Source organism: Pseudarthrobacter arbutini (assembly GCF_054510915.1).
The window spans coordinates 98685-124766 of record NZ_JBTNDQ010000012.1; the positions used below are offsets into that span (position 1 = coordinate 98685).

The 26082-nt window shown below is 66.2% G+C and carries 26 protein-coding genes; 11 read left to right on the forward strand and 15 right to left on the reverse strand.

All coding sequences use genetic code 11. The annotated features are described in order from the left end of the window. Positions 1–31 precede the first annotated feature (31 nt). Positions 32–748: a queuosine precursor transporter gene (locus ACX80V_RS14800; protein WP_485843779.1), complete on the forward strand. Its 717-nt coding sequence runs from the start codon at positions 32–34 to the stop codon at positions 746–748. Positions 749–770: 22 nt separating this feature from the next. Here the strand turns inward: ACX80V_RS14800 and tgt are convergent, their stop codons facing one another. The 5 genes from tgt to ACX80V_RS14825 all read right to left on the reverse strand — a co-directional run bounded on the left by tgt (position 771) and on the right by ACX80V_RS14825 (position 5531). Beyond that, positions 771–2117, reverse strand: coding sequence for a tRNA guanosine(34) transglycosylase Tgt (tgt, locus tag ACX80V_RS14805; protein ID WP_485843780.1), 1347 nt, complete (start codon positions 2115–2117; stop codon positions 771–773). Positions 2118–2150: 33 nt separating this feature from the next. Next, on the reverse strand, positions 2151–2876 hold the full coding sequence (locus tag ACX80V_RS14810; protein ID WP_485843781.1) for an SRPBCC family protein: 726 nt from the start codon (positions 2874–2876) through the stop codon (positions 2151–2153). Between the two features lie 61 nt (positions 2877–2937). Then, complete coding sequence (locus tag ACX80V_RS14815) at positions 2938–3990, reverse strand: DUF6707 family protein (RefSeq protein ID WP_485843782.1); 1053 nt, start codon at positions 3988–3990, stop codon at positions 2938–2940. Between the two features lie 86 nt (positions 3991–4076). After that, positions 4077–4616: an NUDIX hydrolase family protein gene (locus ACX80V_RS14820; protein WP_485843783.1), complete on the reverse strand. Its 540-nt coding sequence runs from the start codon at positions 4614–4616 to the stop codon at positions 4077–4079. Positions 4617–4763: 147 nt separating this feature from the next. Next, positions 4764–5531, reverse strand: coding sequence for a VOC family protein (locus ACX80V_RS14825; RefSeq protein ID WP_485843784.1), 768 nt, complete (start codon positions 5529–5531; stop codon positions 4764–4766). A gap of 77 nt (positions 5532–5608) precedes the next feature. On the opposite strand from ACX80V_RS14825, the gene ACX80V_RS14830 reads away from it, so the two are divergent. Continuing rightward, positions 5609–6208: a YdeI/OmpD-associated family protein gene (locus ACX80V_RS14830; protein WP_058930118.1), complete on the forward strand. Its 600-nt coding sequence runs from the start codon at positions 5609–5611 to the stop codon at positions 6206–6208. A 20-nt stretch (positions 6209–6228) separates the two neighbouring features. On the opposite strand, the gene ACX80V_RS14835 is transcribed toward ACX80V_RS14830, so the two are convergent. From ACX80V_RS14835 to ACX80V_RS14850, 4 genes are all read right to left on the reverse strand, one after another. After that, positions 6229–7395 (reverse strand): ABC transporter ATP-binding protein, encoded by a 1167-nt coding sequence (locus ACX80V_RS14835; protein WP_485843785.1) that lies wholly within the window; start codon positions 7393–7395, stop codon positions 6229–6231. Then, positions 7392–8930: an ABC transporter permease gene (locus ACX80V_RS14840; protein ID WP_058930117.1), complete on the reverse strand. Its 1539-nt coding sequence runs from the start codon at positions 8928–8930 to the stop codon at positions 7392–7394. Before ACX80V_RS14840 ends, ACX80V_RS14835 begins: the two co-directional genes overlap by 4 nt. Before the next feature lie 45 nt (positions 8931–8975). Further along, positions 8976–10031: an iron ABC transporter substrate-binding protein gene (locus tag ACX80V_RS14845; protein ID WP_485843786.1), complete on the reverse strand. Its 1056-nt coding sequence runs from the start codon at positions 10029–10031 to the stop codon at positions 8976–8978. A gap of 165 nt (positions 10032–10196) precedes the next feature. Next, entirely contained in the window at positions 10197–11366 is a 1170-nt protein-coding gene (locus tag ACX80V_RS14850) for a glycoside hydrolase family 76 protein (RefSeq protein WP_485843787.1), read from the reverse strand. A 103-nt stretch (positions 11367–11469) separates the two neighbouring features. Here ACX80V_RS14850 and ACX80V_RS14855 point away from each other — a divergent pair, with 103 nt between their 5' ends. Next, positions 11470–12279, forward strand: coding sequence for an SDR family NAD(P)-dependent oxidoreductase (locus ACX80V_RS14855; RefSeq protein WP_485843788.1), 810 nt, complete (start codon positions 11470–11472; stop codon positions 12277–12279). Further along, positions 12276–13526 carry an acyl-CoA dehydrogenase family protein gene (locus tag ACX80V_RS14860; RefSeq protein WP_485843789.1) on the forward strand — a complete coding sequence of 417 codons (1251 nt, stop codon included), beginning with the start codon at positions 12276–12278 and terminating at the stop codon, positions 13524–13526. Before ACX80V_RS14855 ends, ACX80V_RS14860 begins: the two co-directional genes overlap by 4 nt. 76 nt (positions 13527–13602) lie before the next feature. Here the strand turns inward: ACX80V_RS14860 and ACX80V_RS14865 are convergent, their stop codons facing one another. Further along, a complete protein-coding gene (locus ACX80V_RS14865; RefSeq protein ID WP_485843790.1) occupies positions 13603–14439 on the reverse strand; it encodes a DUF1684 domain-containing protein in 837 nt (278 codons plus the stop codon). A gap of 128 nt (positions 14440–14567) precedes the next feature. Here ACX80V_RS14865 and ACX80V_RS14870 point away from each other — a divergent pair, with 128 nt between their 5' ends. The 3 genes from ACX80V_RS14870 to ACX80V_RS14880 all read left to right on the forward strand — a co-directional run bounded on the left by ACX80V_RS14870 (position 14568) and on the right by ACX80V_RS14880 (position 18582). Beyond that, entirely contained in the window at positions 14568–15248 is a 681-nt protein-coding gene (locus tag ACX80V_RS14870; protein WP_485843791.1) for an NADPH-dependent F420 reductase, read from the forward strand. Between the two features lie 152 nt (positions 15249–15400). Further along, positions 15401–18223 carry a phosphoenolpyruvate carboxylase gene (gene ppc, locus ACX80V_RS14875; RefSeq protein ID WP_485843792.1) on the forward strand — a complete coding sequence of 941 codons (2823 nt, stop codon included), beginning with the start codon at positions 15401–15403 and terminating at the stop codon, positions 18221–18223. A 53-nt stretch (positions 18224–18276) separates the two neighbouring features. Beyond that, on the forward strand, positions 18277–18582 hold the full coding sequence (locus tag ACX80V_RS14880; protein ID WP_058930109.1) for a hypothetical protein: 306 nt from the start codon (positions 18277–18279) through the stop codon (positions 18580–18582). Positions 18583–18597: 15 nt separating this feature from the next. On the opposite strand, the gene ACX80V_RS14885 is transcribed toward ACX80V_RS14880, so the two are convergent. From ACX80V_RS14885 to ACX80V_RS14900, 4 genes are all read right to left on the reverse strand, one after another. Next, complete coding sequence (locus tag ACX80V_RS14885) at positions 18598–19215, reverse strand: DedA family protein (RefSeq protein ID WP_485843793.1); 618 nt, start codon at positions 19213–19215, stop codon at positions 18598–18600. A gap of 88 nt (positions 19216–19303) precedes the next feature. Further along, the gene (locus ACX80V_RS14890; RefSeq protein ID WP_485843794.1) at positions 19304–19981 is read right to left on the reverse strand and encodes a hypothetical protein; all 678 of its coding nucleotides are present in this window, start codon (positions 19979–19981) and stop codon (positions 19304–19306) included. A 13-nt stretch (positions 19982–19994) separates the two neighbouring features. After that, positions 19995–20708: an AfsR/SARP family transcriptional regulator gene (locus ACX80V_RS14895; protein ID WP_485843795.1), complete on the reverse strand. Its 714-nt coding sequence runs from the start codon at positions 20706–20708 to the stop codon at positions 19995–19997. 207 nt (positions 20709–20915) lie between these two features. After that, the gene (locus ACX80V_RS14900) at positions 20916–21119 is read right to left on the reverse strand and encodes a hypothetical protein (RefSeq protein ID WP_485843796.1); all 204 of its coding nucleotides are present in this window, start codon (positions 21117–21119) and stop codon (positions 20916–20918) included. A 212-nt stretch (positions 21120–21331) separates the two neighbouring features. On the opposite strand from ACX80V_RS14900, the gene ACX80V_RS14905 reads away from it, so the two are divergent. From ACX80V_RS14905 to ACX80V_RS14920, 4 genes are all read left to right on the forward strand, one after another. Further along, positions 21332–21526, forward strand: a complete 195-nt coding sequence (locus tag ACX80V_RS14905; protein ID WP_485843797.1) for a hypothetical protein — start codon at positions 21332–21334, stop codon at positions 21524–21526. A gap of 60 nt (positions 21527–21586) precedes the next feature. Next, a complete protein-coding gene (locus tag ACX80V_RS14910; protein ID WP_485843798.1) occupies positions 21587–21787 on the forward strand; it encodes a hypothetical protein in 201 nt (66 codons plus the stop codon). Between the two features lie 88 nt (positions 21788–21875). Continuing rightward, positions 21876–24365, forward strand: coding sequence for a MinD/ParA family ATP-binding protein (locus tag ACX80V_RS14915; protein ID WP_485843799.1), 2490 nt, complete (start codon positions 21876–21878; stop codon positions 24363–24365). Between the two features lie 30 nt (positions 24366–24395). Further along, positions 24396–24929 carry an O-acetyl-ADP-ribose deacetylase gene (locus tag ACX80V_RS14920; RefSeq protein WP_485843800.1) on the forward strand — a complete coding sequence of 178 codons (534 nt, stop codon included), beginning with the start codon at positions 24396–24398 and terminating at the stop codon, positions 24927–24929. Here ACX80V_RS14920 and ACX80V_RS14925 read toward each other — a convergent pair. Beyond that, complete coding sequence (locus tag ACX80V_RS14925) at positions 24914–25921, reverse strand: RluA family pseudouridine synthase (protein WP_485843834.1); 1008 nt, start codon at positions 25919–25921, stop codon at positions 24914–24916. The genes ACX80V_RS14920 and ACX80V_RS14925 overlap by 16 nt on opposite strands. Positions 25922–26082: the final 161 nt, after the last annotated feature.

Sequence of the window (26082 nt, forward strand, 5' to 3'; positions counted from 1 at the left end):
GCCGAGCGAACCACTACGAATGGAATCCCCCATGCCTTCCCCCTCAGGCCCTGACGCCCAGCCCATCGCCGACTCCGCCCGGACGGCGCCGAAATTCGCATCAATCGGTTCGCCGCACTTCGGCATCATGCTGGCGTTTATGGCCGTGGTGCTGATCCTGTCCAACATCGGGGCGTCCAAGGGCGTCGCGATCGGTCCGATCATCACGGACGGCGGGTTTTTCCTGTTCCCGCTCGCCTACATCCTGGGCGACGTCATCAGCGAGGTCTACGGTTTCAAGGTGGCGCGCAAGGCCATTTTCACCACCTTCGCACTGTCCGTCTTCGCCTCTGTTTGCTACTGGGTGATCATCGCCCTGCCCGGCTTTGATGACGAGTTCGGCACGTCCAAGCAGGCCGCCCTTGAGGGGGCCCTTGGTCCGGTGCCGCAGATTGTGCTCGCCTCGCTGTTGGCATTCCTGGCCGGCCAGACCATCAACTCGTGGATCCTGGTGAAGATGAAGGCCCGCTCCGGGGAGAAGTCACTCTGGGCGCGGCTGATGGGTTCCTCAGGCGCGGGCGAGTTCGTGGACACCCTGATTTTCTGCAGCATCGCCGCCTCCGTCATCGGCATCACGGACTTCGGCATGTTCCTGAACTACGTGGTGGTGGGCTTTGTTTACAAGACACTCGTGGAGTTCCTGTTTGTGCCGGTGACCTCCCTCGTGATCGGCTGGATCAAGAAGCGCGAACCAAGCTACGGGGTCTAGGCGGCCACCCCCGGGCCGGCGCTTAGCGGTAGTACTGCGCCAGGGTCTCGGCCTTGAACTCGAAGAAGGTCCCGGCTTCGATGGCCAGCCGGGCGTCGTCCACCATCTTCACTACGAAGCGCTCGTTGTGGATGGAGATCAGGGTGGCGGAGAGCATTTCCTTGGCCTTGAACAGGTGGTGGATGTATGCCCGCGAGTAGTTGGCGCAGGCGTAGCAGTCGCAGCCGTCCTGGAGCGGGCCGAAGTCGCGCTTGTACTTGGCGCCGGAGAGGTTGAAGCGGCCGGCTGGCGTGTAGAACGCGGAGTTACGGGCCACCCGCGTGGGGGAGACGCAGTCGAAGGTGTCCGCGCCGTTCTCGATGGCCGTGAAGATATCTTCCGGCTCGGAGATGCCCAGCAGGTGCCGCGGTTTGTCCTCCGGCAGTTCCTCGTTGCACCAGCGGACAATCGTGCCCAGGTTCTGCTTCTCCAGCGCGCCGCCGATGCCGTAGCCGTCGAAGTCCATGGCGCCAAGGTCCCGGCAGGCCTTCCGGCGCAGGTCCTCATACTGGGCACCCTGGATCACGCCAAAGAGGGCCTGGTACGGCTTCCCCACCCGCTCGGCGGTCAGCCGGAAATGCTCCTCCAGGCAGCGCAGGGCCCACAACCGCGTGCGCTCCAGCGATTCCTCCTGGTAGCCGCGGGAGTTCTGCAGCGTGGTCAGCTCGTCGAAGGCGAACGTGATGTCCGCGCCGATCTGGTGCTGGACCTGCATGGAAATTTCGGGGGAGAAACGGTGGCGGTCGCCGTTGAGATGCGATTTGAACCAGACACCGTCGTCGTCAATATGTGCCAGGCGTTCCTTGCCCGGAGCAACGGCGTCGTCCGGCCCGGAGGTGTCCACCGACTTCATGTCGATGACCTTCTTGAACCCGGACCCCAGGCTCATCACCTGGAACCCGCCGGAGTCCGTGAACGTCGGCCCGGACCAGTTCATAAACGCGCCCAGCCCGCCGGCCTCGTCCAGGATGTCCGCCCCGGGCTGGAGGTATAGGTGGTAGGCGTTGGCCAGGAGCGCCTGCGCACCGAGGGCCGCCATGGATTCCGGCAGGACGGACTTCACCGTGGCCTTGGTCCCGACGGCGATGAACGCCGGGGTGCGGATCTCGCCATGCGGAGTGGTGATGGTCCCCGTGCGGCCCAGGAATTCGCCGCCGTTGGCAGCTGCCTGCGAAGCCGACGGCGCACAGCTGTCAGCAAGCCGGGTGCCAACGGTGAACGAGAACTGCGACTGGTCGGCTGCAGCGGCGGAGCCGGCCGCCGGTGCGACGGGATCAGCTGTGGCGGCCGAAACGGAGACGGATGGCGCGGGGGCGGGGTTGGCTGGCACGGTTCCAGTGTGCCAGCAAACGCCCCCAATCCTTCAGTGGGCCGCTTCCGATGTGGGGTAGTTCTCAGCCCGCCAGCTGTCCCAGAGCGAATTGATGGACTCCATTTTGTGGGCACCCAGATCGAACGTCGAGGCGATCACCATGGCGCCCCCGTGGGGCCTCACACCTTCAATGACGGGCTGGTCCGCCACGATCAGCAGGCCGTCGCCGTGCTCTGCATAGCTGTGGACGGTAAGCCCCACCTGGTGGTTGCTGCGGAACCAGACCTTCCCGGTGATCTCCTCCCCTGTGGACAGCGTCAGCCCGTACGTCTCGCCCGGCGCAGGCACGTCCGACAAGCCCAGCTTTTCGATGGCGGAAGCCGGCTCGTTGGGAAATTCGAAGAACAACGTGTGCCGCTTGCCGTGCGGGTGGTGTTCCAGCGCGAAGCGGAGTTGCTGCAGGAACGTCAGCCAGCCTTGCGTGATGTCCTCGTCCCAGGCCGCCCACTCAGAGTTGTGGTCCAGGGCTGCCCGCGTGACACTGACCAGCGTCCCGGCGGACACCGGTTTCAGGTCGAAAACGTCGCCGCCATTGGTGGTTAGGCTGGTGTGGTCCGGGGCTTCAACCACGTTGCTGCTGAAGTAGATCCCGTCAATCTCACCTGCCAGTTCATCGGCCTCCCAGCCATGCCACTGGGCCACTTTGGCCGGTTCACGCAGCATGGTCCAGACCTGCGGCGCGTCAGCATTTATCACCACGCTCAGATTGTTCGTCATAGCCCGAATCTACAACGCGGGCGCAACCCCGGGTAGGGGGCAATTCCCCCACCCCGACGGCTTAGGCCCGGACGGCCTCGAGTTCGTTGCTGATCCGGCGCTGGAGTTCGCCGACGCCGATCGTCTCAGACCCGCCGTGTGCGCGCAGGAACAGCAGGGATTCGAGGCGCAGCAGCCGCCACTCCCGCTCGGCCTCGTGGTTGGAGTTGTCGATCGAGCGGAAGATCTCTTTGTCGTACAGGTTGGGTTCGTTCAGCGAACGCTGGCGCACCTTGGCGTTCATCCGCGCCTTGAACGGGTCCGTTTCCTGGTTTTCCGGCAAACGCAGCAGCTTTTCATAGACTTCGGCGCGCTCCTCCTGCCGGTCCTGGCGGCAGATGAAGCTGGACAACGCCAGCGACGCCTCCACGGACGCCCAGCGGCCCGGGTTGCCGTCGAACGGGAGGACGTTGAGCAGGTCCGCCACGGTGAGCGCCCCGTCCGGATCCTTGAGCGTGATGAACAGCTCGTGGGCCAGGTCGCTGAGGTCCTTGAGGCAGCTGCCGGACTTGAAGTTGATGCCCTTGGCCAGCTTGTCCGCCAGCAGCAGCACCCCAACGGCGTCCGGGTGGGCTTCCGCGGCAGCCTCCACCACCGCTTCGGGTGTGCCCTGCGGCGCCGGAATCCGCGCCAGTTCTTCCGCGGACGGGCCGCTCATCGCGGGCGGGATGGCCGGCAGGGGAGGTGCGACGACGGCGGGAGCCGCCGGGGCTATCTCCGCTTCGCGTGTGTGCTGGGGCTGTTCGGCAGGGGGTTGCGCCGCGACCGGAAGCTGCGTGACGGCGTCGGGCGTTGTGTCCTGAACGGGGGTGTCCTGAACTGTGGTGTCCGGAACCGTGATGACCCGGATTGTTGTGTCCAGGATCTTTACGGTGGAGCCGGCTGCGATGCGGAGGGTGCCGCCGCCGGTGAGGTTTGCCAGGACTACCGCAGGGGTCCCGAAATCATCCGGTTCAAACTCCACGTGCTGGATTTCGGCGGTGCGTTCACCGTCGGGGAGGAGGAGCTGATCGCCGGTGGTCAGAGATCCAGCCTGCTGTTCGCTGTAGTGCCTGGCGGCTGGGTTTTCGGTCATGGGAGTCCTTAAGTTCTCTTGCGGTCCGCCCTACAGTCTACAAAGCGGGGCCCCGGAAGTCGGGGACGCCGGGGAACCCGCGGGCGTCAGTTACCCACACCCGCAAAGGCCAGCGCCTGGCGGACCAGGGCGCCGCGGCCGCCGCTGAATTCGAGCTGGACGTCGGCGCTGAGCACTTCCGCGGGAGTCATCCAAGTCAGTTCAAGGGCATCCTGGCGGGGCTCGCATTCGCCCGTCACAGGGATGACGTACGCCAGGGACACGGCGTGTTGGCGGTCGTCGGTGAAGCCGGTCTGGGACGGGGCCGGGAAGTATTCGGCCACCGTGAAGGGGACCGGACTGATGGGGAGCTGCGGAAAGGCGAGCGGCCCCAGGTCCTTTTCCATATGGCGCAGGAGGGCAGCGCGGATGGTCTCCCGGTAGATCACGCGGCCCGAAACCAGCGACCGGATCATGTTCCCGTCCTCATCGGCCTGGAGCAGCGTGCCAACCTCGTTCACAAAACCCAGCGGATCCAGCCTGACCGGCACGGCCTCCACATAGATCATGGGGAGCCTCCCGCGGGCCTCAAAGAGGTCTTCTTCGGAGAGCCAGCCGGGATTGGGGTCAGGAGTGCGAACGTTCATGGTTAAGTTCTACCCCATCGGACGGCCGCGGACCGCTGAGGGGTCAGCTATCAGCGTAAAGCGTCGCCCAAAGCGCCGGAATCTCACCCCCGGCCGGCCCACCCCCGGTTCAGCCCATGGCCGGACCGGGCTCACCTCAGGAGCGGATCACTCGGCGGCGAGGCGCTGCGAGATCCAAAGAGTGGGCGGGACATGCGGGGCGGTTGTGGCTGCGGCAGCATCGGCGGTACCTGCGCTGCCTGCGGCGTCGGGGTTGGCCACGTGCAGGGTCCGGCCGAAGGCTTCCTCGGTTTCGCTGACGTCCAGCCCAGCGGAGGTGAGCCGGTCCCGCAAGGCGCCCAGATCGCCGTCGTACTCAAATCCCAGGCCGGACCGCGGTGGCCCGGATGCCGGCCGCACCATCAGGACCCCGCCGTTCTTGGCGGTAAAGTCGGCGGTTTCGTCGGCGTCGGGGACAGGGCGGAACCTGGCGCCGATGTCCTGCAGAGTCACGGCGGCGGCGCCGGGATCCTCCGTAAACCAGACCCCGACGACGGCCAGGGCCGGATCAGCGTCAGCCGAGTTAGGCTCCCGTGCACCTTTGTCCGCCAGGAAGCTGAAGCCGTCCCGGCCGGTGATGCGGCAGGACTCGCCGTGGTCGGCGGCGATGAGCTCGGCGACCGTGTTCCCCGATTTCTCCGCGGCCAGGGCGGTGCGCCGGGCGAATTCCGCCAGATCGCCCACCTCCACGCCCAAGGCAGTGGTGCCGTCGTCCGTGGCGCCGGCGTCGGCCACATGCAGGGCCAGCCGGCCTGAGCCGGCGTCGAACTCCCGCCATGGGCCGTCATCAACGGTCTTGGCCAGGCCCAGGGCAGCCAGGAGCTGTTCCCAACTGTCTGGCTGGGAGGTGAAATGGACGGGTCTGACACGCAGCATGGGTTCCTCCTCGAAACCAGGACAGGTCGGCTACCGCCATCATGCCACTTCCTGCAGAAGGCGGGCAGAATAGGGCCATGGCCATTGAACTCGAGGAACTGCTGGTAGCGGACGCGGCGGAGTGGCGGCTGTGGCTGGAACAGCACCATGCCACCAGCCCTGGCGTGTGGCTGGTGCTGCACAAGAAGGGCGGCAACACCACTGAACTGGACTACGAAGCGGCGTTGCAGGAGGCGCTGTGCTTTGGGTGGATCGACGGTCAGGGCAAAAGGCGCGACGATGACAGCTCCTTCCAGCGGATGACCCGCCGCGGCCCGAAGAGCGTCTGGTCCGCGCGGAATGTGGACCGCATCGGGAAGCTCGAGGCTGCCGGCCGGATGACTGCAGCCGGCCGCGCGGCGGTCGACGCCGCCAAAGCTGACGGGCGCTGGGAAGCGGCCTATGTGGGGCAGGCGACGGCGGAAGTTCCGCCGGATCTGGCCGCCGCCATCGCTGCCGTCCCCGCGGCCCAGGCCATGTTCGACGTCCTCACCTCCGTGAACCGGTATGCCCTGATTTACCGGACGAATTCCGTGAAACAGGCGTCCACGCGGGAACGGAAAATCGCCGGCTTTGTGGAGATGTTGGCCCGGGGCGAGGCACCGTATCCGCAGAAGAAGAAGCCCGCCGGAGATTAGTAGCGGCGGATTTCGATGGCTCAATCACAGGCGGAGTCCAGTGGGAAGGCGACGGCTTCGCCCACTACGCGCAGGCAGAGTTCCATTCCCGGCCGGGCAATGGAGGCGTTCCAGTGCCGGATGGTGATGACTTCGCCGCCGCCGGGGTAGCGGTGGTCGGTGCGGTCGGCCAGTTCGGGTGGCACAGAGAGTTTGAGGCGCACTGTGGTTTCCGGGCCGAAGTAGTCGGTGTCCACCACCACGCCGCGGATGGGTCCATCCTCGGCAATGCGGATCTGCTCAGGACGCAGCATCAGCTGCACCCGGCCCTGGGCTGGCGGGCGGCGAACAGGAATTCCGCCAAGCGAGCACGTGGCCAGCGAGCCTTCCATCCAGGCGTCCAGGATGACGGCGTCGCCCAGGAACTCCGCGGTGGCACGGTCGGCGGGGCGGGTGTAAACCACAAACGGGTTGCCGATCTGGGCCAGCTTGCCGCCGCGCATCACGGCCACCTGGTCCGCAAAGGACAGCGCCTCGGCCTGGTCATGGGTGACCAGGATGGTGGTGACGCCGGCCTTGTTGAGAACCTTGGCCACGGCCCGCCGCGTTGCCACGCGCAGGCCGGCGTCGAGGGCCGAAAAGGGCTCGTCCAGCAGCATCAGTTCGGGTTCGCGGGCCAGCGCACGGGCCAGGGCCACACGCTGCTGTTGCCCGCCGGAGAGCTGATGTGGCCGCCGCTTGGCCATGCAGGCGTCCAGGGAGACCATGTCCAGCAGCTCGCTGATGCGGCCCGCGGCCCCGCGGCGGCCACCCGCGAGCATGGCCGTGTCGAGGCCGAACGCGATGTTTTGCCCCACTGTCAGGTGCGGGAAAAGCGCCCCGTCCTGGGCCACGTACCCCACGTGGCGTTTGTGCGCGGGCAGCCACACGCCGTCGCCCGCCACCTTGGTGCCGTTGAGCGAGATGCTGCCGGTGGCGGGGTGTTCAAAGCCGGCGATCAGCCGCAGGAGAGTGGTCTTGCCTGAGCCGGAGGGCCCCACGATGGCGGTGGTGCCGCCCTTGGCCACGGACAGGTTGACGCCTTTGAGGACAGCCTGGGACGCAAAATTCTTCGTGATGTCGGTGATCTGCAGGTGGCTGTTGGTGGAGGGCGCCACGGACGGCGCGATCCGCGGTTCCGGAAGCCTGGAGGGGGATTGTTCGGTCACTGTCCGGCCACTTTCTTGGACTGCTGGAAGAGAAGGTAGGTCATGGGCGCCGAGAGCAGGATCATCAGCAGGGCATACGGGGCGGCGCCGGCGTAATCGATCTCGCTGCTCTTGCTCCAGAACGCGCTGGCCAGGGTTCTTGTCCCGTTGGGGGAGAGCAGCAGCGTAGCGGTCAGTTCGGTTACGACGGCGAGGAACACCAGCGCTGCGCCGCCGGCGGCGGCGGGAGCCGTGAGGCGCAACGTGATCTTCAGGAAGGCATTGAACGGAGACCGGCCCAGGGCGCGGGCCGCTTCGTCCAGCTCCTTGGGGGCCTGTGCCAGCCCGGCGCGGATGTTCACTAACGCGCGCGGAATGAACAGCAGCACGTACGCGGCCACCAGCAGCCCGGTGGTCTGGTAGATGTCCGGGGCAACGTTGATGGCCACGGTGACGAAGGCCAGACCCACCACAATGCCGGGCATGGAACTGGTGATGTAGTTGGAGAGCTCCAGGGACTTGCTGAACCACCCCGGATGCCGGACGGCCAGGTAAGCCATGGGGAAGGCGACGACGGTCGCGGCCACTGCGCCGGCAAGGCCCAGTCCCAGCGTCTGCAGCAGCGCGGGGACAAACTCCTCCACGTCCCAGATCTCGGCGCCGCCGGCCACGATCCAGCGGATCACAAACCACAGGGGCAAGCCGAACGCCAGGCCAGTGAGCGCCAGCAGTCCGAGCTGGGCAGGAATCTGGTAGCGGTGCAGGGGTAGCCGCAGGGGCTTGGACTGGGCGCCGGAGCCGATCCGTGCGTAGCGGGCCGTGCCGCGGCTCCGGACCTCCAGTACCAGGAGGATCAGGCAGAAGAGCACGAGGACGCTCGCCAGCATGTTTCCGGCCGTGCCGTTGAACGTGGAAGCGTACTGCTGCATGATCGCCGTCGTAAACGTCTCAAACCGGATCATCGCGAAGGCGCCGTACTCGGCCAGCAGGTGCAGGCCCACCAGCAGGCCGCCGCCGGTGACGGCGATGCGCAACTGGGGCAGCACCACACGGAAGAAGACGTGCCACGGGCCCAGACCCAGGGACGCAGCCGACTGCTCGATCGCCGGATCCAGCCGGCTGAGCGTGGCCGCGGTCGGAATGTAGACCAGCGGGAAGTAGGACAGCGTGGCGATCAGCGCGCCGGACCAGACGCCTTCCAGGGAGGGAATGGCGGACACCCAGGCGTAGCTGTTCACAAACGCGGGAATGGCCAGCGGCGCCGCCAGGAGCACGGCCCACCACTTGTGGCCCCGCAGCTTGGTGCGTTCCACAAGCCACGCGCCGCCCACGCCCACCACCAGGGTTGCGGGCACGACGATGAGCATCAGCAGGAGGGTGTTGACCAGCAACTCGCCCACCCGGGGGCGGAAGATCAGCTCAATGCTGGCATCCCAGCCAGTGACCGCCGTCATGTAGATGACATAGCCCAGTGGGATGAGGGCGAACAGAGCCAGCAGCGTGGCCAGGAGCGCAACCACCAATGGCGGGCGAGGGCTATTGCCCTTGCCCGCCATCGTTGTAGCCGCCTTGGCGGTTAATTCTGGGGTTGAAACCAAAGGTTAGAGCAGACCGGCCTTGGTCATCAGCTCCGTGACCTTCTTGGAGTTCAGCTTGGAGGAGTCAACTGTCGGTGCCTGCAGTTCGGCCAGCGGAACCAACTTGTCGTTGGATGCCACGCCGGCGCCGACGGTGTACTCGAAGTCCTTGCCCGTCTGCAGCTGCTCCTGGCCCTTCTTGCCCGTGATGAAGGCGAGGAACGCGTCGGCAGCGGCCTTGTTCTTGGAGGACTTCAGCACGCCACCGCCGGATACGGAGACAAACGCGCCCGGATCCTGGTTCTTGAAGTAGTGGCTGGCCACGTTGTTGGAGTTCTCGCCGGTCTTGGCCTGGTCACCGAAGTAGTAGTAGTGGTAAATTACGCCACCTTCGATTTCACCGGCGTTGACAGCCTTCATGACCGCACCGTTGCCCTGGTAGCCCTTGAAGTTTTCCTTCATGGCCGTGAGCCACTTCTCGGTTTCGGCCTCGCCCTTAAGTTCAAGGTAGGCGGAAACGATCGCCTGGAAGTCGGCGCCGGACGGCGATGCGCCCCAGCGGCTCTTCCACTCGGGACCGGCCAGGTCAGCGAGGGACTTGGGCAGCTTGTCTTCGGTGAGCTTTTCCTTGTTGTACACAAACACGGTGGAGCGGGCTGCGACGCCGGTCCACTTGTTGGTGGACGGGCGGTACTCGGCCGGGACGTTGTTCTTGACCTCGTCAGTGAGATCAGCGAACAGGCCAGCGTTTTCCACCTGGGTCATAGCGGGGGAGTTTTCGGTGATGAAGACGTCAGCCGGGGACTTGTCGCCCTCCTGGATGATCTGGTTGGACATCTCGGTGTCCTTCCCCTGGCGCAGGGTCACCTTGACGCCGGTCTCCTTGCTGAACTCTTCAACCCAGGCTTTGGTCATGGATTCGTGCTGGGCGTTGTAGACCGTGATCTCGCCGGAAACCTTAGCGTCCGCGGACGGGGAGACGGTGGCTGCCGGGGTGGTGCTGCCGCCGCAGGCGGTCAGTCCGAGGGCTGCGGTGGCGGCGAGTGCGATGCCGGCCAGAGCGCTGTTGCGGATCTTCATTGAGTGCTACTTTCTGGGGAAAAAGTCTGGCGGACCGTCGGTCCTGGCGAGCCTGGAGTTAGGGTTGGCTCACTCGTGAAACTGTAGGTTAGCCATACCTAAGACACCAAGCGGCACGGCCCAGAAGTGATTAGGATCACATGCATTACCCAACTGTTGCGTGACCTAATTGGTCTGCGGTTTTTGCTGGATGGCCGCGGCGGCTTCCAGCGCCATCCAGGCCTGCAACTGGGTGGAAAGTTCGACGGCGGCACCAGGCGGGTAGGTGGTGTCCGCCGGTTGCGCCGCGTGGATGGAGAACAGGACGTACCCTGCGGCCGCTGATGTCGCCCCGCGGCCGGCCGGCCGGCGGCCCGCCCAGAAGGCTTCGGCAGTAGCTGTCACGAGCTCCTTCGCGGTGTTCCGGGTGGACTCCGGGAGCCGGGCATCGACGGCCGCGAGTGCCAGGTACCGGCAGAGAATCCCGGTGAAGAGTCCGCCGTCGCCCGTTCCATCGCAGCGGAGGATGCGCTGCCCCGGTACGGTGAGCCGGTTGGCGACCGCGTCCACCAGTGCCGCGGCCCTGGCGAGGTTCGCCTCGCCGCCGAGCTCCAGCAAGGCTCCCAGCACCGGGCCCTGGTTGTAGGTGTAGACGTTGTCGTCCACCACAACGTCGCCGGCTGAGTTCAGGCGCGCGCCATCGAGGTAGAGGCCCTGTGACTCATCAAAGAGCACGGCATTAAGCCAGTCCACCAGCCGCTGGGCTTTGGCCGGCTGGCCTGTGCGGGCGTAGTAGAGCGCCACGGGGGCGGTGGCGGGGGTGTTCTTGAAGTCGCGCTTTTTGCTCCAGAAGGTCCCGCCGCCCAGGTCATCGGTGGAGGCGGAATCGAACTGCAGGGTCAGGGTCTTGCGGACCCTGGCGTTGCGGCGGCGTCCGGGTTTGCGCGTCTCCTCGGCAAGGCTTTGCAGCCGGTGCGTCGCCAGCGCCAGCCAGGCCATGTCGTCGTAGTAGTTGTTGACGAAGGTGAAGGCGTTGCGCAGCCGGATGCCCGTGACCAGCCTGGACGCGAGCCTGCCGGCGCTGGGGTGGTGCGGGCCGTTGAACCTTGCCGCGGGGGTGGCTCCGTTGCCCAGTTCGCGGCGCCCGGCGTCCACCAGGCAGTCCACGTAGTGCGCCTGCCACCAGTAATGCCAGGGGTGGAGGAGGTTCTTCAGGTGTTTTGTCGGCCATTGCACGGCGGCCAGGTGGGCTCCCGGCAGGAACAGCAGCCGCCGGCCGAAGAGTCCGGTGACGGAGCGGGCTGCCACGTTGGCCCGGTCCTGCCAGTCGGCGGGTTCGGCATCCGGCATGGTCATCCGTTCAGCCTAGTGGGTGCGGCCCGCAGGATTTTCAGTTAACATGCACTAACTAATGTTCCGCGCCGGTCTTATGGTGTGGGGGCCGCATCAAGGAGGATGTATGGACGTCTTGGGTACTGTCGCGCTGATTACGGGTGGGGCTTCCGGGCTGGGCGCTGCCACAGCGAAGCGCCTGTTCGACGCCGGCGCCTCGGTGGTGCTGATCGACCTGCCGTCCTCTGCCGGGGCGGCCTACGCCGCCGAGCTCAACGCCTCAGCGCTGAACGCCGCCGGCGGTTCGGGGGCACAAGCGGCCTTTGTCCCCGCGGACGTCACCAGCGAAGCTGAGGTGCAGGCCGCCGTCGACACTGCCGTGGCGCTGGGACCCCTGCGCATTGTTGTGAACTGCGCCGGCGTCGCCACGCCGGGCAAAGTCCTGGGCAGGGACGGCGTCCTTCCGCTGGACACGTTCAACCGCGTCATCCAGGTCAACCTCATCGGGACGTTCAACGTGCTGCGCCTGGCCGCCGCGGCCATGGTATCCACCGAACTGATCAGTACTGAGCTCGGCGGCCCCGAGCGCGGCGTCATCATCAACACTGCCTCCGTGGCAGCTTTCGACGGGCAGATCGGCCAGCCGGCGTATGCCGCTTCCAAGGGCGCCGTCGCCGCCATGACGCTGCCGCTGGCCCGTGAGCTGGCCCGCTCCCTGATGCGGGTAGTGACCATCGCCCCGGGCATCTTCGAAACACCCATGATGGCAACGCTCCCGCAGGATGCGCAGGATTCGCTGGGCCGGCAGGTCCCGCATCCGTCGCGCCTTGGCCGGCCCGCCGAATACGCCAGTCTGGTGGCCCACATCGTGGAAAATGCGATGATCAACGGCGAAACCATCCGGCTCGACGGTGCCATCCGAATGGGGCCGAAATGAGCCTGCCGGGCACGTCCGGACCGCCCAGCTCTGAACCGGCGATCGACGAGTTGCCCGCCGCCGATTTTTTCGCGTTCGAGTCCCTCCTCAGCTCGAAGGAGCGGGCGAAACTGGCCGAGCTGCGGGAGTTTCTGGCAACGGAGATCGCCCCCTACGCGTCGGACTGGTGGAACAAGGCGGAGTTCCCGGAGCACATCCTGCCCAAGCTCGCCGCGCTGGAGCTGAGCACACCGGCGCAGCGCGGCTACAGCAACCTGTTCGCCGGACTGGTCATCGCAGAGATGACGCGCGTGGATACCTCGATCGCAACATTTTTCCTGGTCCACCACGACCTTTTTGTGGAGTCGCTCTACGGTTTCGGTTCGGCCGGCCAGAAAGAGCGGCTGCTTGCGGACGCCTCAAGCCTGCGCATCACGGGCGCCTTCGCGCTCACCGAACCCGGCCACGGTTCCGACGTTGCCGGCGGGATGGAAACGAGTGCCCGGCGCATCTCCAGCGCAACGGGAGAGCCCGACGACGACGGCGACGCGTGGGTGCTCAACGGCGCCAAGCGCTGGATCGGGAACGGGACGTTCTGCGACTACATGCTCGTGTGGGCCAAGGACGAGGCCGTGGCTGCCAACGGGCAGGGCGCGGTCCGAGGGTTCATCGTTGATGCTTCCTTGCCGGGCGTGAGCCGGAGCCGGATCGAGAACAAGATTGCGCTCCGGACCGTGCAGAACGCGGACATTGTGCTTAAGGATGTCCAGGTCGCCGAGGCCGACCGATTCGCCGGCATCAGCAGTTTCGAGGACACCAACCAGCTCCTGCGCGGCTCGCGGATCATGGTGGGGTGGCAGGCCGTGGGGCAGCAGCTGGCGGCGTTCGACGTCGCCCGGCAGTACGCCGTCGAACGCCACCAGTTCGGCCGGCCGCTGGCGAAATTCCAGCTCATCCAGCAGCAGCTGGTCACCATGCTGGGCAACGCCGTAGCCAGCATGGCCATGATGGCGCGTATTGCCCAGCTGCAGGAAGACGGCCTGGCGGACATGCCGCAGGTGGCCCTCGCCAAGTCCTACACCAGCGCCCGGATGCGCGAGACAGTGGCGCTGGGCCGGTCCCTCCTGGGCGGCAACGGCATCGTGACCGACTACCGGATGGCCAAAATCTTCGCCGACGCCGAGGCCATCTACACCTACGAGGGCTCGTTCGAAATCAACACGCTCATTGTGGGCCGGGCGGTCACCGGCGTCTCCGCGATCGTCTGACCCGGCGGCACCCGCGCGAACGAGCAGCTAATCCCCTCAAAACTTGGATTTGAGGGGATTAGCTGCCAGTTCGCGCTCAATCAGCGAGGAGAGGCTGCTTTTCGCCGGCTTCGATTTTCGCGTCCAGGCTGTTGTTCTTCACGGGCATGGGGCAGGTGCCGAACGGGGTGAAAGCGCTGGGGTAGTTGATGGCGCGGTTGAAGTCCAGGACCACCGTGGCGTTCCCGGCCGCATCAACCCGCGGCCTGGGGGTGGAGACTTTCCGCCATTCATCCGTTGATTCGCCGTTGGTCCCGTCATGGAACGTGATGGTCAGCGCCCCCAGTTTTTCCTCCTCGGCGTGCAGCCGGTACTCATGGTCGATCCCCGGCAGCCGGAAAACGACTTCGCCCACCGAATAATGCACGCCGTCCACCAGCGGATTGGCCGTTCCGATCGGGATGGCCACCGGTTCGGGGTACGCCTCGTAGGCCGCCTCAATCACGAGGTCCGGGTTGTAGTCGAACGTGGGAACGCCGTCGAACTCCGTCAGCACCGGCGAGCCGGAATCGCGGGTCCGGATGGCGTACCGGTCCGCGCGCATGGCGAGTTCCACCACTACCTGCTGCCCGTCCGCGCCGCCGAACTGCACCCACATCAGGGATTCCTCGTTGGTGAGGGAGGCGGTAATGGTCCCGTCCACGGGCTCGCCGGTTTCCACCAGCGTCAGGCCGTCCTGCGCCGCAGCGGTGAGTGTCGCCGTCGTGCCGTCCGTTGACCAGAGGCCGGGGGCGAGTTCGACGCCGGCGGGCCGGGATTCCAGCCACTGGAAGGAGGTGAGCGTCAGCCAGCCGTGGCGGGTGGCGAGGGCCTTGTTCCGGTTCGTGCGAAAACGCTGCCAGCGTTCCAGCTGCGCGGCTGCGGTGGTGTCCATGGTTCCATTCCACCACGGACCACCCCAGCCGTGTTGCTGCCGCAGCCCTTGTCTTGCCGGCGGCGGAGAGTAACGTCGAAAGCGGCGGAGCATCGTTCCGGACTCCCACGGCTGACCTTGGAGGAACCATGAAAATCGCGGTCCTGGGCACGGGTTTCGCGGGCCGGACCCTCGCGGGCGCCCTGTCAGCGCTGGGACACGACGTGGTGGTGGGCACCCGCGACCCGGGAGAGACCCTCGCCCGCAGCGCGCCGGACGCCATGGGCACGCCGCCCTTCAGCGAATGGCACGCAGCGAACCAGCACATAGCCCTGGAAACGTTTGCGGAGGCGGCAGCCGGGGCGGAACTGATAGTCAATGCAACGAACGGAGCTGGCGCACTGAGTGCCCTCAGTGCCGCGCGTTCGGCCAACCTGTCGGGGAAAGTGGTGGTGGACGTTTCCAACCCGCTCGACTTCTCCCAGGGTATGCCGCCGGTGCTGAACCCGGTCAACACGGACAGCAACGCCGAACGGATCCAGCACGCGTTTCCGGAGGCGCGGGTGGTCAAAACCCTGAACACCATGAACGCCGGGCTGATGGTTGACCCCGGACGGCTGGGCGGCGGGGACCACTCGGTGTTTGTCTCCGGCGACGACGCCGGTGCCAAGAACACCGTGACGGCGCTCCTCCAGGAGCTGGGCCACCGCGATATTATTGACCTCGGAGACATCACCACCGCCCGGGGAGCGGAGATGATGCTCCCGGTGTGGCTGCGCCTGTGGTCGGTGTTGGGGACTCCGGATTTCAATTTCAAGATCGTCCGCTGAAGTCCGGCGCGGCAGGGGCGGAGACCGGCGCAGTATCTGAGACGGATTCCGCCTTCGCCATCCCGTGCAGGTAGCATCGATAGCTAGTAACGTGGCTCACAGTATCCAGCGCAGTGTACGAGCCAAGTCCGAACCCTCGAAAGACAGTTTCCATGGCTAACACTGCAATGAACTCCTCAACCGACCTTGCCTCTGAACTGAGGGCCGACGTCCGGCGCGTCTCCACGCTGCTGGGTGAGTCCCTGGTCCGCCAGCACGGCCCCGAACTCCTTGATCTGGTGGAGCAGGTCCGCCTCCTCACCAAGGAGTCCAAGGAAGCCGCCCGCGGCGGTGCCGATGCCACCGGCCCATGGAGCGCGCACGACGTCGTCGAACAGGTCCGCGAACTGCTCGGCTCCCTGCCGATCGAGCAGGCCACCGACCTGGTGCGTGCGTTCGCGTTCTACTTCCACCTGGCCAACGCGGCCGAGCAGGTCCACCGGGTCCGCGGCCTGCGGACCCGGCAGGAAAAGGACGGGTGGCTGGCCAAGGCCGTCACCGAAATCGTCGCTCAGGCTGGTCCGGGCGTGCTCCAGGAAGTGGTCAACGGGCTGGACGTCCGCCCCATCTTCACGGCCCACCCCACCGAAGCCTCGCGCCGTTCCGTGCTGGACAAGATCCGCAAGCTCTCTGATGTCCTGGCCGAGCCCACGAAGGAAGGCACCACCGCGCGCCGCCGCCAGGACCGCCAGCTTTCGGAGGTCATCGACCAGATGTGGCAGACCGACGAACTGCGCCAGGTCCGCCCCACCCCGGTGGACGAGGCCCGCAACGCGATCTACTACCTCGGAGGCATCCTGACGGACGCCATGCCTGAGATGCTCTCGGATTTCTCGGAACTGCTCGGTGAACACGGCGTCAGCCTCTCCTCCCAGGACGCACCCATCCGGTTTGGTTCCTGGATCGGAGGCGACCGTGACGGCAATCCCAACGTCACGGCGGCGGTCACCCGGGAAATCCTGCAGATCCAGAACCAGCACGCCGTCCGCATCAGCATCGCGATGATGGACGAGCTGATCTCCATCCTGTCCAACTCCACCGCATTGTCCGGCGCGGACCAGACCCTGCTGGACTCCATCGACGCGGACCTGAAGAAGCTGCCGGGCTTGGACCGGCGCGTCCTGGAGCTCAACGCCCAGGAGCCGTACCGCCTGAAGCTCACGTGCATCAAGGCCAAGCTCATCAACACGGGCAAGCGGGTTGCCGCGGACTCCACCCATGAGCACGGCCGTGACTACCGCTCCACCGAGGAACTCCTCAACGACATCGAACTGCTGGAGCTGTCCCTCCGCAACCACTCGGCGTCGCTCGCTGCCGACGGCGCCCTGGCCCGTGTCCGCCGCGCCGTCGCGTCCTTCGGCCTGCACCTGGCCACCCTGGACATCCGCGAGCACGCCGACCACCACCACGACGCCGTCGGCCAGCTGATGGACCGGCTAGGCGGCCCCGGTATCCGCTATGCCGAACTGAGCCGTGAGGAACGCTTCGAGGTGCTCGGCTCGGAGCTCGCCTCACGCCGGCCGCTGTCCGGCCACCCGATTAAGCTCGACGGCGTCGCTGACGGCACGTACGACGTCTTCCGTGAGATCCGTCGCGCCCTGCGCACGTACGGTCCGGACGTCATCGAGACCTACATCATTTCCATGACCCGCGGCGCGGACGACGTCCTGGCCGCGGCCGTGCTGGCCCGCGAGGCAGGCCTGATCAACCTGTTCGGCGAATCCCCCTACGCCAAGATCGGGTTCGCGCCGCTTCTGGAGACCGTGGAGGAGCTGCGTGCCTCGGCGGAGATCGTGGACCAGCTGCTGTCCGTTCCGTCCTACCGCGACCTGGTCCGGTTGCGCGGCGACGTCCAGGAAATCATGCTGGGGTACTCCGACTCCAACAAGGAATCCGGCGTGATGACCAGCCAGTGGGAGATCCACAAGACCCAGCGCAACCTGCGCGACGTTGCGGCCAAGCATGGCGTCCGTGTCCGGTTGTTCCACGGCCGCGGCGGCTCCGTGGGCCGCGGCGGCGGACCCACCTACGACGCCATCATGGCCCAGCCCAACGGCGTGCTGGAAGGCGAGATCAAGTTCACTGAACAGGGCGAGGTCATCTCGGACAAATACTCGCTGCCGGAGCTGGCCCGGGAAAACCTGGAACTGTCCCTCGCTGCGGTGCTCCAGGGCTCGGCCCTGCACCGGGATCCGCGCACGTCGGACGACCAGCGCGAACGGTACGGGCACGTTATGGAAATCATCTCCGACGGCGCCTTCGACCGGTACCGGAACCTGATCGACCATCCTGACCTGCCAGCGTATTTCCTGGCCTCCACTCCGGTGGAGCAGCTGGGCTCGCTGAACATCGGCTCCCGCCCGTCCAAACGCCCGGATTCCGGGGCGGGGCTTGGCGGCCTGCGTGCCATCCCCTGGGTGTTCGGCTGGACCCAGTCCCGGCAGATCGTCCCGGGCTGGTTCGGTGTGGGCTCGGGCCTGAAGGCTGCCCGCGAGGCCGGAAACTCCGCGCAGCTGGTGGAGATGATGGAGAACTGGCACTTCTTCCGGTCGGTTGTCTCCAACGTGGAGATGACGCTGGCCAAGACGGACATGGACATCGCCGGGTACTACGTGGCCACCCTGGTTCCCGAGGATTTGCACCACATTTTCCGGGCCATCCGTGAAGAGTACGAACTCACGGTCACCGAGATCCAGAACCTGACGGGCGAGAACGTGCTCCTGGACGCGCAGCCGACGCTCAAGCGGTCGCTGGAGATCCGGGACCAGTACCTGGACCCCATCAGCTACCTGCAGGTGGAGTTGCTTCGCCGCGTGCGGGCTGCCCAGAACGCCGAAGGCGGGAGCATCAGCGGCGCCGAGATCGACGAACGCCTCCAGCGGGCCATGCTGATCACGGTCAACGGCGTGGCGGCCGGCCTGCGCAACACCGGGTAGAGCCGCGGTCCGGCTCGTGCGGTGGGCACTTGCTCGCCGGTAGGGTTGAAAGCATGCCTTCGTTCCAGACCCGCCTGAAAATCACCGGACTGAAGCCTGGCAACCCGCCGGAAGCCGTGATGGCCGCAGCGGTCGAGGCGTTGGAGACCCGTCACCATGTGGAATCCAACCAGATCGAACTTGCCGCCGGCGTCCCCCAACTGAACCTCCGCTTCCTCGTGGAGGCGACCGAATACAGCGGTGAGAACCAGCAGGCGCGCGAATCGGCAGCGATGATGCGCGACGCCGTCGAACGCGTTGCGCTCACCGGCTCACTGACGGTGCTCCGCCGCAACCGCGGCCGCTGGGCGCCCGTTTAGCTCAGTCGTCCTAGCTCACTCGCCGGGGGCGGGCTCGTCCACCGGTGAGCGGGTGCCGCGCCGGCGGGTGACAATGACGCCGACGGCGGCCCCGATCACCAGGCCCAGCACCACGCCGATCAGCGAACTCGCCCAGAACGGCAGGTTGGTTGCCGATCCCGTGAAGTAGCCCAGGCCCACCAGCCAGCTGGCCCAGAGGACTGCGCCGAGGCCGGCGCACAGGCTGAAACCCCGTGCCGAAACGTCGGCGATGCCCGAAGCCGCCGACGTCGCCAGCCGCCCGCCGGGGATGAAGCGGGCGCCGATGATGGTTCCGTAGGTGGAGGAGCGGCCGGCCTTGGCCATGGCCGCATGGATGCCCGTATGGACCTTGCGGCCCCAGCGCCAGCGGTCCAGGACATGGCTCAGCCGGCGTTTGAAGAGCTGGAACACCACCATGTCGCCGACCCAGGACGCCACTGCGGACAGTGCCCACACAAGGAAGACGTTGGCCCGGCCGTCGGCCGAGAGGGCGCCGCCCGTAATCACCACCATCTCTGAAGGGATGGGCGGGAAGATGGCATCGCCGAGGACCACGGGGATGATCCAGAAGTAGATCGCCGCCCCCCAGCTGTCGGCGTTGCCAAAGTCCATGGCCACAAAGTACCGCACTTTTGCGCAGCAGCACGGCCTGAGCCGGCCGGCGGCACGGACTTGCGGGGCGTTGGGTTCAGCGAGTGCCTCAGTACCCGGTGCCGATGTTCCGACGGCGTGGACCTGGGGCTCCGCCGGGAACTTCCCTGGGGACGTGGCTGAGGTGCCGGGCCGCGAGGAAATACCAGTACGGCCAGGCGACCCACGCTGTGGCGCCAACGGCCAGTCCCGCCCCGCCGATGCCCCAGCGGATCCAGGCCGGCGCCTGTTCCACCGCGGTCAGCGTCGCCAGGGGCAACGCCACCACCAAGGCGCCGCCAATGAACTGTCCCAGCTTCGCGAGATCCCGGGGATAGCTGCCCCTCTTGAGCAGTGCCCGGTGGGCCAGCAGGAACCAGCCGGCCTGGACCACCATTGCCCCCACCGAGATGCCAGTGGACACCGTGAAATCGAGCTTCCTCGCGACCAGGAGGAACGAGCTTGCTGATCCTGCGCCGCTGGCCGCGATCACCAGCCATTTGGCGGCCTCGGAGCCGGGTGTGCGGCGCAGGCGCCGGTGAACCTGGACGATCACCGGGATGATCACCAACTGGAAGACGCCGCCGGTGGCATCGTTGATCGTGCCGAAGACGTAGGGTCCGTTCTTTGGCACTTCGATGGCGTACATGGCGCCCAGTGTTGCCACGCCTACGACACCCACGCCGGCGGCCGCGTAGGCGAACTTGGCCGCCGTGCGGTCTCCGGGGATTTCGATGAGGGTATCCATGATGATTCCTCGCTCAGTGCGGATGGAACGCCGAGACAAGCTCGCTCAACTGGGTTGAGGGCAGGACACCGAGTTCGACCTCCAACCGGCTGGCAAACATCGTGTAGGCGCGGACCGCGGCGGCCCGGTTCCCGGCGGCCAGATGGGCCTGGACCAGCAGCAGATGGGCCGATTCCCTCAGTGGTTCGATGCTTGCCGCGGACAACGCCGCAATGACAGCTCCGCCGGGTTCGCCGGCCGCCAGATGTTGCCGGGCCATGAGTTCCAGCGCGCTGAGGCGCAACTGCCGTAGCCGCTCCTGTTCGAAGACCACCCAGTCGTCGTACCAGCCGGGAAGCAGGTCAGCGCGGCTCAGGTCGTCCAGATAGCTGTCAGGAATCCGGGTTTCAGGCTGGGTCTGCAGGGTGGCGACGTGGTGCTGCAGTGCCGTGACATCGACCCTGACCCCTTCGTGAAGCTCCAGCGTGTCCGCATCCGTCAAAAGGAGGTGCGGGAAGGCGTGGGAAATACACCAGACGGTGGTGCGCAGGTTCCCGGCCGCCTGCGTTTCGCTGCTTTTGGGCCACAGCAGGCCAGCCAGGAAACTCCGGTGCCTGCAGCCCAGTAGTCCCACACACGCGATGAGCCGCTGTTCCCGGCTGGCCACCGTCACGGTATTGCTGCCGCGGCGCAGCCGCCAGGCCCCCAGCAGGCTTAAATGCCAATCCTGTGCGAGAGCCACCGTCATGCCTATCCCCTTCAAATGACCGGACAACACGCGATACCCCAGATAACCATCGTGGCACTGGGGCGCATCATGTCAAGGCAATTTAGAAAGAGGGGGTTTTTGAGGGTATATACCGGGAATTGGTCCACATGCCGGTCAATCGACGTGGCGCCGGTTGTCATTCAAGAAAGCGTACCGGCATCAACTCAGCCCATAAGGAATCCAGGGTTATGCGCTGGGAGTGGTTTCTGCTGCTTTCAGCACGTCGAGCCAACGCTGAACAGCCAAAATGATTTCTTCTGCATCGCCGGCCGTCTCCACAATTTCCTGGTCCTGGCCCGGATGACTGGAGATCAGGCGTGCCCTTACGCGTTGGTTCTGGGCAGGCTCCGCCCACGCGCGGATGACCATGGTGCCTTCAATGTCCGCCATGAATCGGCGCCTGCTTTCCTTGTCTGCAATTTACGTCGTCCAGGAACATTACTGTCCAGTATGACCATCTTAGGCAAAGATTATTCGGCGCCCAAGTCAAGACTGCCACCACATTAGTTTCATGAAACAACAGAAAAATAACACCCCAGTAACGAAGCCGCTACGGGGCGACGCGTTGACTGATCGCGGGACGTCGAAAGGGGGTGATTGACATGATGAAGGAACTTACCGTTCACGAACTGGAAAGCCAGAAGGTGGAGCTGTTGCCTTCGCGGGAGACCCTGTTTCTGGACACGAACTGGGCGGGTGTTTACGCAAGCAACTCGTCTGTGGCTCTGAACGCTGCCTCGTTCTTTGCGGTAGCACACAGCACTGCGGTTCAGAACATCGCCGTAGTCCAGGGTTAAGTCCGTCTATCATCCGATATCTGGACCCCGGGACTGCCCGGGGGAGAGAGGTGAGGTGCTATGACGGCATCAACCCCGCTGTTACCGGTGGATCTCGACGCCGAGGTTGCAGAACTGCTTCCAATGAGGGAAACGCTGTTCTTCAACATCAACGTCGCTCCCGTAATCGCTGTGAACCTTTCGATGGCCATCAACGCGGCCTCGATCGGTTCAATCGCGAACTCGGCCGCCTGGCAGGAAGTGTTGGTCCTGCAGCAGTAGGTCCGCAGGATCAACAGGAAACCCGGAGGGCATGCTTCAGAGTCGGAGCATGCCCACCGTTCTTAGTGGCTCAACCAAGGTGGGGACCGTGACCACAGCACCCGAAGCCGCCTTTGTCCGGCATTGGTCGCCTTCGCCCGGGCTTGTTTTCCTGGGACCGGTTGAAGGGTCTGGCCTCAAGGACCGCAGCTACCTGCTGCAGCGCGGCGACGGGCAGATTGTCCAGCTGTCGGAGCTTTTACATCTGGTCATGGCCACCGTCTCGCCGGAGAAATCCGCTGATGAGCTGGCGCGCGATGTCAGCGACGCCTACGGCCGCGAACTCGGTGTGAGCGGACTCCTTCACCTCATCGACACCAGGCTGGCGCCGATGGGCCTCGTTCACGACGCCGATGCGGACTTGGCCGAGGCCGGGACGCCGCCGCGGGCAAACCCGTTACTGGCCCTGCGGCTGCGGGGAACGCTGCTGCCGGAAAAGGCAGTCAACACGTTGGCCCTGATCCTGGCCCCGCTGTATTGGAGTCCGGTGGTGGCCACCGTCCTGGTCGGGCTGGCCGCCGTCGACATCCTGGTGCTGGCCAAGGGCGACCTCCTGGCTTCCCTGGAGCAGGTACTTCTCACGCCGGCGCTGCTCCTTGGCATCTTCGCGATGCTGACGGCGGGAGCCGTGATCCACGAACTGGGGCATGCCACGGCGTGCCGGTACGGCGGCGCCAGGCCGGGAGTGATCGGCGTCGGCGTTTATCTGGTCTTCCCGGCATTCTTCACAAACGTCACCGACTCCTATCGTTTGGGCCGGGCGGGCAGGATCCGCACGGACCTTGGCGGGCTGTACTTCAACTGCCTGTGCCTGATCGGCCTGGGCGGCGCCTACCTGCTGACAGGGCAGGGCTTTTTCCTGCTGGCGGCGGCACTGATGCATTTCGAGATGATCCAGCAGCTGGTGCCGACGCTGCGCTTCGACGGCTACTTCGTCCTGGCCGACATCGCCGGTGTCCCCGACTTGTTCAACCGCATCCGCCCGGTTCTGCTCAGTCTCATTCCCGGGCGCGCGGTGGATCCGCGGGTTGCCGAGCTCCGGACGTTCGCGCGCCGCATCGTCACCATCTGGGTGGTCACGGTGGTGCCGCTCCTGTGCCTGGCGCTTGGCTGGATGTTGCTGAACCTCCCCATGATCATCGAGCAGACCGCTAACGCCATCCGGCAGCACGCGGGGCTCGCCAGCGAGGCCATCGCCGCCGGCGACCCGGCGGCCGCTGCGCTCTCCATCCTGTCCATCCTGATGCTGTCCCTGCCGGTGATCGGCCTGGCCATTCTGCTGTACCGGTTGCTGTCGGTCCTCCTCGACCTGCTTGGCCGCCTCGGCACGCGCCTGTGGCGCCTGACGGCGGAGCCGGACGCCGTGGCGCCACGGCATCTTCGGGCAGCGAGGCCACAGGCGGGGCGGCCATTACAGGCGGGGCGGCCACCACAGATGGGGAAGCCACTACAGAAAGGAACGTCCGCCATGGTTATCGCAGTCCCTCCCGCGGCCATGCCCGACGACGATGTCCCCCCGGCGCCGCTGCGTCCACCGGTGCATTTTCAGACTCCCGAGCGCTTTCAAGCTTCCGCGGCCCTCCCGGCTGCAGCCATGCACGACGACGTTCCCACCCTCCAGGATTTTCTCGCCGACAGGCCCGCCCAGCCCGCCCCGCTCGCCGAATTGGGCTGGCAGGGTGCCGTCCGGCGGCTCAGCCGCAATTCCCTGAGCCTCGGTCCCGGCCGGCGGGAACTCGCCCACCTGGACGCCGTCGAAGAGGTTCAGCGGCGCCTGGACGGCCCCCGGACCGTCGTCGTAGTTAACCCCAAGGGCGGCGCCCACAAGACGACGGCAACCCTGCTTTTGGCCGCGACGCTGGGGATCCAGCGCGGCGGGTACACGCTTGCCTGGGACAACAATGAAACACGCGGAACGATGGGGTGGCGGGCGCCTTTGGCCGGGCACGCCGGCACTGCCGTAGACCTGATGCAGGAAGTGGACCGTTTCGAAGACCCTGTCCTTGGCCGGATCGGGGACCTGGACCGCTATGTGCGCTACCAGGGATCCGCGCAGTTTGATGTGCTGGCCTCGGACGAGGACGCGGCCGGGGCCGCCACCATCGGCAGCCGTGAATTCGACCGGCTGCACTCGGCGCTGCGCCGCTTCTACCGGATCATCATGGTGGACACCGGCAACAATATGCGGTCCTCGAACTGGGAAGCCGCTGTGGCGGCGGCGGACGAGCTGGTCATCGTTTCCACGGTCCGCGAAGACACCGTGGCCAGTGCCGTCTGGCTCGTGGACGGGCTGCGTGAACGCGGCTACCAGGACAAAGTCAGCAACGCCGTAACCCTGCTGGCCGCGCCGTCACTGCACACCGATCTGCAGCTTCATGACCGGACCCGGACCCACTTCGAGACGCTGACAAGGGAAGTCCTCGACGTTCCCTATGACAAGTCCCTCGTCTCCGGCGGGCCGCTCAACTACCAGGCGCTGATGCCGGCCACCCGCGAGGCCTGGTTGCGTGCCTCGGCTGCGGTGATGCGGGGCCTATGAGCCGCACCCCGTAAGTGGGAAACTGGCGGCATGCGGATCACCATCCTCCAAGGCGACATCACCACCCGCACGGTTGACGCGATCGTGAACGCGGCGAACTCCTCGCTTCTGGGCGGCGGAGGCGTCGACGGGGCCATCCACAGGGGTGCCGGGCCTGAGCTGCTGGCCGCCTGCCGCGAACTGCGCGAAACGGACCTGCCGCACGGGCTGGCGCCCGGAGCCGCCGTCGCCACTCCTGGATTCCGGCTGCCGGCACGCTGGGTCATCCACACTGTTGGGCCCAACCGGCACGTGGGGCAGACCAACCCGGCGCTGCTGGTCTCCTGCTTCAGCGAAAGCCTGCGGCTGGCGGACTCGCTGGGCGCGGCTTCCATCGCGTTCCCGGCGGTGGGCGGGGGAGTCTACGGCTGGCACGGGCGCCAGGTGGCGGAGGCCGCGTACGACGCCGTCACAGGGTTTGGTGCCTCACATCCGGCCAGCGCGCTCAAGTTGGCGGAGTTTGTGCTGTTCGGCCCTGAGATGGAGCTGGCCTTCAAGACGGTGTTCGATCAGCGCAAGGTTTGAGCAGCCTCGCTGAGGTGGAGCCCGCTGCGGTATTCCACGGGCTTTTTGCTGATGGGGTCCACAAAACGGATGCCGCGGGCCAGGAGCTGGAGCGGTTTGGAGTAGTCGTCCGGCGCCTTGTCCAGCAGGTCCGGATAAAACGAGTCATTCACGATGCCCAACCCCAGGGACGCCATGTGAACCCTCAGCTGGTGCGTCTTTCCGGAGTGCGGCTCCAGCCGGTACCGCGCCAGGCGGGTTGGGTGGGTTTCGGCTGCGGTGCCAGCGGCAGGGGTGCCAGGCGCGCGGGTGCCGGCGGCACCTGCTGAAGTGCCGCCGTCGAACGTTTCCAGCCGTTCGATCCGGGTCTCCGCGTTCGGCTCGCCCTCGATCACTTCGGCCAGCAGGTAGCTGCGCGACTTGGTCATCCGGTTCCGGACCACCACGGGGAAGTCGACGGCGGGGTGTCCGGCGGCGGGCTCCGCAGCGGATACGCACTCGTATTCCTTCTGCACCTGCCGCTTCTCGAAGAGCACCTGGTAATTTCCGCGGGTTTCCGGGTTGGTGGACAGCAGCAGCACGCCGGCGGTCATCCGGTCCAGGCGGTGCATGGGGATCAGGTCCGGCAGGCTGAGCTGGTTCCGGAGCCGGACCAGGGCCGATTCCTGGATGTAGGTGCCGCCGGGGGTAGTGGGCAGGAAGTGCGGCTTGTCCACCACGAGGAGGTGGTCGTCCTGGTGCAGGATACTGATTTCCACCGGGATACGGGTCTCGGGCGGCAATGATCGGTAGTACCAGATGAAGGTGTGGTCCTCAAGCCTGGTGGCCCTGTCCAGGGCGACGCCGCCCTCGCCGACGATCTCGCCGGCGTCGAACCTGTCCTCGATGCCCTGCGGATCGATGTGGCCCCAGCGGTGCATCATGTAGTCCATCGCGGTGGTCCACGGCCCCTCGTCCGGGAGGCGCAGGCGGGTGGCGTTGACGCCTTCGCGCACGGGGAGGGGGGATTGCATCACCGGTCCATTCTACTTTGCCGGCTCCCTTGGCCCCGCCCCGAGCCCGTCCCCGCCCCGAGCCCGTCCCCGCCCCGAGCCCGCGCCCGCGCCCGCGCCCGCCCGCCCCACCCGCGCCCGCCCGCCCCACCCGCTCCCGTTTAGATGGTTCCCTGCGCAGA